This is a genomic window from Streptomyces misionensis, from assembly GCF_007896895.1.
Lineage (GTDB): Bacteria > Actinomycetota > Actinomycetes > Streptomycetales > Streptomycetaceae > Streptomyces > Streptomyces misionensis_A.
On record NZ_VOGW01000021.1, the window covers coordinates 1 to 6006 of the forward strand.

General features: G+C 74.3%; 5 protein-coding genes. 4 read left to right on the top strand and 1 reads right to left on the bottom strand.

Features of this window, described 5'->3' with window-relative positions; all coding sequences use genetic code 11:
- The 3 genes from FRZ03_RS03705 to FRZ03_RS03715 form a co-directional block, all read left to right on the top strand.
- Positions 1 to 673, top strand: a 673-nt coding sequence (locus tag FRZ03_RS03705) for a serine hydrolase (protein ID WP_146463693.1), incomplete at its 5' end; no start/stop codon positions are given.
- Positions 674 to 755: 82 nt separating this feature from the next.
- The gene (locus tag FRZ03_RS03710) at positions 756 to 1169 is read left to right on the top strand and encodes an SRPBCC family protein (RefSeq protein ID WP_146463694.1); all 414 of its coding nucleotides are present in this window, start codon (positions 756 to 758) and stop codon (positions 1167 to 1169) included.
- Positions 1170 to 1328: 159 nt separating this feature from the next.
- Positions 1329 to 2645: a hypothetical protein gene (locus FRZ03_RS03715; protein WP_146463695.1), complete on the top strand. Its 1317-nt coding sequence runs from the start codon at positions 1329 to 1331 to the stop codon at positions 2643 to 2645.
- A 33-nt stretch (positions 2646 to 2678) separates the two neighbouring features.
- Here FRZ03_RS03715 and FRZ03_RS03720 read toward each other — a convergent pair whose 3' ends face one another.
- Positions 2679 to 4193, bottom strand: a complete 1515-nt coding sequence (locus FRZ03_RS03720) for a hypothetical protein (protein ID WP_146463696.1) — start codon at positions 4191 to 4193, stop codon at positions 2679 to 2681.
- A 495-nt stretch (positions 4194 to 4688) separates the two neighbouring features.
- Here FRZ03_RS03720 and FRZ03_RS03725 point away from each other — a divergent pair.
- On the top strand, positions 4689 to 6006 hold a 1318-nt coding region (locus FRZ03_RS03725), incomplete at its 3' end, for a hypothetical protein (RefSeq protein WP_261398516.1).

Genomic DNA, 6006 nt, shown 5'->3' on the forward strand with positions numbered 1-6006 from the left:
CCCCGACCCCCACGCCTCGGCGGCCGTCCTGGACCTCGACGCGGGCGACGCCTCCCCCGTGCTGTACGGCCCGGACCGCGCCTACGACACCGCCAGCATCGTGAAGGTCGACATCCTCGCCGCGCTGCTGCTCCAGGCCCAGGACGCCCACCGCTCCCTCACCGACGAGGAGCGCGGCCACGCCGAGCCGATGATCCGGCGCAGCGACAACGCCTCGGCCGACGCCCTGTGGCGGCAGATCGGCCGCGCCCCCGGTCTCGAGGCGGCCAACAAGCGCCTGGGACTGACCTCGACCACGGGTGGCTCCGGCGGCCGGTGGGGCCTGACCCGGACCACCGCGAGCGATCAGATACGGCTGCTGCGCGCGATCTTCGACGACACCGCCCCCTCCGCGCTCACCCCCGAATCCCGCGCCTACATCCGCACCCTGATGGGCGAGGTGCTCCCCGAGCAGTCCTGGGGCGTCTCGGCCGTAAGCGCGGCCGGCGCCGGTCCGGAGCTGAAGAACGGCTGGCTGGAGCGGAGCGCCACGCGGCTGTGGGACGTCAACAGCGTCGGCGCGGTCACGGTCGACGGCCACCGCTGTCTCGTCGCCGTCCTCTCCGACGGCAGCGCCACCATGGCCGCGGGCGTCTCCCTGGTGGAGCACACGGCCCGCCAGGCCGTGTCGTAGGGCGCACGGCGCACGCTTTTCGGCCGCCGCGAACGGGGCACGCGGCGGGGGTACGACTCCCGACCGGAGGGGCGGTGCCACCATGGCCGAGTACGAACGTTCCCGCACGATGCCCGCGCAGCCCGAGCACGTCTTCGACCAGGCGGCCAACGTCACGCAGCTGGACACCTGGCTCCCGGACGCCCTGCACGTGGCCCCCGAGGAACCGCCCGCCGTCACGGTGCACGAGGCCGGTACCGACCAGGACACCGCCGCCCTGCTGCGGGCCCGACCCGACCAGATGCGGCTGGAGTGGGGCACCCGCGAGCAGGGCGAGTACGCCGGCTGGCTCCAGGTGGCGGGCATCGGCAGCGGCGCCAGCGAGGTGACCGTCCACCTGTCCTTCTTCGACGAGCGCCACGACCCGGGCGAACGCGCGGTGGCCGAGGCCCTGGAGGGCAGCCTGCGCCGGCTGGAGGAACAGGTGCGCCTGCGCACCGACAACGCGGCCGGCTGAGGCACTCGCGGGCCCGCCCGGGGCGGGGTCCCGCGCGGCATGGAATCCGACGGATGTCCCGTACAACCGTCCGGGTCGCACAGACGTCTCACAGAGCGGGGAACTCACGTTCCCCGCTTGTCAGTTCGTCCACCGCCGTCGCTCCAGTCAGAGGATTCCATGCCCTTCAGCTCCCCCGGCCCCCGTGCACTGCGCCAGAGTGCGGGCGCGTTCGGTGCCGTCGCCCTGATCGCCCTGGGCGCCGCGCCGGCCGCGGCCGCCGACGACCCCACGACCGGCCTGGTGCTGGGCAGGATCGCCCCGTTCGAGAAGGTGAAGCCGGGCAGCGACCTCCAGCTCGCGCCCACGTTCACCAACACCGGCGACGCGGCGCTGGACAAGGTCTGGATGTCGTACTCGGTCACCCGCGGCCTGAGCCAGCCGGACGTGCCCGCCAACTGCCTGCGCTACGAGATCTCCGCCGCCGACGAGGAGCCGGGCCGCTCCGAGGTGGTCTGCGAGTTCGACCAGCCGGTGCGCCCGGGCGTCGTCTACGCGCCGGAGCGTCCGCTGTCCCTGAAGGCGCTGGACCGGGCGCTGTACGACCGGCTGCGGGTGACGGTCGACTCCGCCGACACCGGCCCGGGCGACAACGCCTCGGCCCCGGTGCGCGGCACCGCTCCCGCGGTGAAACTGGCCGAGCGGCCCGACGAGACCCCGGCGCGGCCCGGGTCCGCGCAGCACGACGGCTGGGACGCCGCGGACGTCGCGGTGACCGCCGACAACACGGCCGACTTCCAGGTGACCGGCGCCAAGCTGCGGGGCCGGGTCGGGGACACGGTCACGCTGCGGGTGACGTTCAAGAACGCGGGTCCCGCCTGGGTGCTGCGGGATGCGGGCCAGAGCGCCACCCACGTCCTGGTGACGCTGCCCGAGGGCACCTCGATGGCCCGGCCCGACGGCTTCTGCAAGAACACCGGCGCCGAGTCCTACGCCTGCGGCACGAGCGAGTCCTTCGTGACCGAGGGCGGCGGGGAGACCTACACCTTCAAGGTGCGGATCGACAAGGCGGTGCCGGGGGCCAGGGGCTACGTCGAACTGACCGAGGAACCCCGGCCGTTCGACCACGAGAAGAAGAACGACACCGCGGTCGTCACGCTCGACGTCACCGGCGGCGGCAGCGGCACGGGCGGCGGTGGCACGACGGGCGGCACCGGCTCCACGACGACCACGGGCGGCACCGGCAAGGGCGCCGGCGGCACCGCCACGACCGGCGGGTCGTCCACGACGGGCGGCACCACCGGCACCACCGGCACCGCGTCCACCGGCGGCACCGGCGGTCCGTCCGGCGGCACCACGAGCGGCACCACGGGTGGCAGCCTGGCGAACACCGGTGCCGGTTCGGCGCTGCCGCTGGCGGGCGCCGCGGGCGCGGCCGTGCTGGCCGGCGCCGGTGTGCTGGTGGCGGTGCGCCGCCGGGGCGGCCGGCCGGAGTGACCCCCCGCTCGGCCTGACCGGCGGCGCCGCCGGTCAGGTCCCCGAGCCGATGCCCCGGGTGGTGTACGCGCACTCGGTGTAGATGTACCCGGGCCGCAGCTTGGCGGTGTCCGAGCCCGCGGTGGTCACCTTGCCGCTGTCCGGCTTGTGCACGAAGTAGGTGGTGCCGGGCGGGAGTTGGATGGTGCGCTGCGGGTAGTCCTTGCCGCCGGCGCACGGCTTGAAGGTGGACAGCAGCGTCTCGTACATCGAGTACGACGAGCAGCTCCCGCAGCCCTTGAGGGTGAAGCTGCCGGTGACCGGGCCGGTGTACAGGACGGTGACGTCGTCCGGGCTGTCGTTCTTCACCGTGACGGTGATGCTGCCGCCGGAGGCGGTGGTGGGCAGCTTCTTGCCGGCCGCCGGAATGGTCTGGGCGACCTCGGCGGCTATCTCGATCTTCTGGGCCCGCTCCCGGTTCTTGTGGTGCGGGTGACCGGCGATGAAGTCGGTCATGGTCTTCTGCGCGCCGAGGAAGTCGCCGTTCTCGTACTCCTCGATGCCGCAGGAGTACGCCCCGTCGTCGCCGATGCGCTTGGCCCGGGACGCGGCCCTGGCCAGGCCCCCGTCGGTGTCGCCGACGGCGGCGGACAGCTCGCCGATCCCGGTGTTCAGCCGGCTCAGCTTCTCCACGGCCACGCAGGCCTGGGAGTCGATGGCCTTCTCCTCGCTGCTCACCTCCGCGTCGACGGCGGGGCCGACCTCGGCCGCCTGCGCGGACCGGGGGAAGGTCTTCATCAGGTCGCCGAAGTGGGCGACCCAGTTGGTCGTGTCGCCCACCGCGATCTGCTGGGTCCCGCACTCGTAGAGCGAGGTCGCCAGCCGGTCGTCGGGCCAGTCGGCCAGGGAACCGAGCACCGACTTCGGCAAGTGGTCGGGCACCGTGCGCAGGTAGGTCAGCGGGGCTATGGCGTCGCAGTACTGCTGGTCGGTGTAGGGAGCGGCGACCGTGGTGTAGTAGGTGTGCAGGCTGGCCGGGAGCCGGTGGGCGGCGCGCGAGCCGGAGTGGCCGACGGCGATGTCGCGGTAGACCGAGAGGGCCTCGCGGTAGTCGTTCTGCGCCCCGTTGTACGGCTTGGTCCGGTCGGCCGCCACCAGGCGGTCGGCGCGCGCCAGGCGGTCGAGGAGCGCCTGCTGGACGGCCTCGTCGTGGGCGCCGCGGTACCAGAGCGCGCCGCCGGCCGGAACGGCGAGCAGCACCAGGCCGAGCACCGCCGCGAGGGGCGTCCGGCCCGGCCGGGCGAGGTGGGTGCGGTAGCCGACCTGGGCGCCGTGGGCGGCCGCCAGGAGCAGGACCAGGAGGTAGCCGGCGAGGACGGCACCCGGGACGCCGTCGGCGTCGGCGGGCAGGGCGACCAGCAGCAGGATGCCGGTCGCCACCCAGCACGCGGCCGTCAGGAGCCGGCGGCGCAGGAGCGCGTAGCCGAGGCCGAGACCGGTCAGGTTGAGCAGGGCGACGGCGACGGCCCGCCAGGCGTCCGGGGGTGCGGGCGGCGGCGTGGCCGGCATGGGCGGCACGCTGCGTCCCTGGCCCGGGCCCCACGGCCAGGGCAGTTCGGGATCACCGGCTCTTCCGGTGTCTCCGGGCCCACCTGGGGCCCCGAAATTTCCGGACATGACCACTCCCCTTTTGTTCGACAATCCCACGATCCAAGGGCACCGATTCTAACGGTCTTCTCATCCGGCAGGACCCCCAACAACCGCTCTGTTATTGGTACTTGACCTCGCCGCGTGCCGATCCGCACTGCCCTGTTCCGGCGGCGGGCCGCGGCGGATGGCGACGGGCGGCGGCGGATGCGGCAGGCGGCGGGGCACATGGGGTCCCGGCGAGGCCGGCCGGGCCGAAGGCGCCGCGCTCACGGGTTCCTTCCGCCCCGCGTCGCCCGACCGGCCCAACGGGAGTGCGTCGAAGGGGCGAGGAACCGTGACGGGTGTGACCGTGGTGGAAGGAATTCCCCGGACGCGCCCCAGTGGCCGCGGGCGCACCAGTGACGAGGAGGCGGGATGCCGGATCAGGTCGGCGTGGGCGGGTCCGTGCTGACGGACGGCGCCGGCACGGCGGACGCCACGGCCTTCGAGCGGCTGGGCGCGGTCGCGGACGCGGTCCTCTACGAGGGCTATCTGCTCTACCCGTACCGCCGGTCCTCCGCCAAGAACCGTGTCCGCTGGCAGTTCGGGGTACTGCTGCCCCGGGCCTGGGTGGAGCGCGACGGGCCGGTGGCGCCGGGGATCTCCGGCTCCGCGGACTCCTGGTACCAGCGCACCGAGTGCCTGCTGCGGGTACGGCGGGACGACGCGGTGCTGCGGGTGCGGGTGCGGTACCTCCAGATGCAGCACAAGCAGGTGGAGGCCGCCGACGGGAGCGGCGGACACCGCGCGGTGGAGTCCCTGCGGACGGACGACGGCGCCACCCACCTCTCCTTCGACGAGGCCGTGCCGCGCGAGACCGAACTGACCGTGCCGCTGGCCGACTTGCTGGACGGCGACCGTACCGTCACGGTCACCGCCCCCGCCGGGACCGGCTACGAGCCGCTGCCCGCCGGCGCGGGGCGGATCGTACGGCGGCACCGGGAGGTGCGGGCCGAGACCAGCGTCGGCGTACGGCCGCTGGCGCCGGGGCTGTACCGCCTGCTGGTGCGCACCGGGAACACGGGCGAGCCGGCCGACGCCAAGGCGGTGCGGAGCGAGGCGCTGCGCGACGCGCTGATCGCCACGCATACGCTCATCGGCGGCGAGGGCGTGGAGTTCGCCTCGCTGATCGATCCGCCCGCGGCCCTGGCCGGGCACGCGCGCGAGTGCCGCAACGCGTTCACGTTCCCGGTCCTCGGCGGCGCGGTGCCGTCCCCGGCGGACGGCGACGGTGACGGCGAGACGGGTCCGGTGCTGCTGTCGGCGCCGATCATCCTGCCCGACCATCCCCAGGTGGCGCCGGAGAGCCCGGGCGACCTGCACGACGCGGCGGAGATCGACGAGATCCTGACCCTGCGCACGATGCTGCTGACCGACGAGGAGAAGGCGGAGGCCCGCGCCACCGACCCGCGGGCCGCGCACATCCTCGACCGGGTCGACACCATGCCCCGCGAGGTCTTCGAACGCCTCCACGGCACGATCCGCTCGCTGACCCCGGCGGCCACGGCGAGGCCCCCGGCCTCCGGACCGGCAGCCCCCGTCGCACCCCCGCGCGCCGCTGTCCTCCCCGGCGGCCCCCCCTCCCTCGACGCATTCCACCGCTACCCATGTGCTCCCCCACTCCCCGCCGCCGCTCACGTCGACCACCTCCCACATCCTCCACGGCTTGCCGCACCCCCTCTCCCTCCCCACG

Bases quoted from the DNA above. Each gene is read 5' to 3' on its own strand.
- FRZ03_RS03710 (WP_146463694.1), top strand. From the start codon at position 756: ATGGCCGAGTACGAACGTTCCCGCACGATGCCCGCGCAGCCCGAGCAC.
- FRZ03_RS03715 (WP_146463695.1), top strand. From the start codon at position 1,329: ATGCCCTTCAGCTCCCCCGGCCCCCGTGCACTGCGCCAGAGTGCGGGC.
- FRZ03_RS03720 (WP_146463696.1), bottom strand. From the start codon at position 4,193: ATGCCGGCCACGCCGCCGCCCGCACCCCCGGACGCCTGGCGGGCCGTC.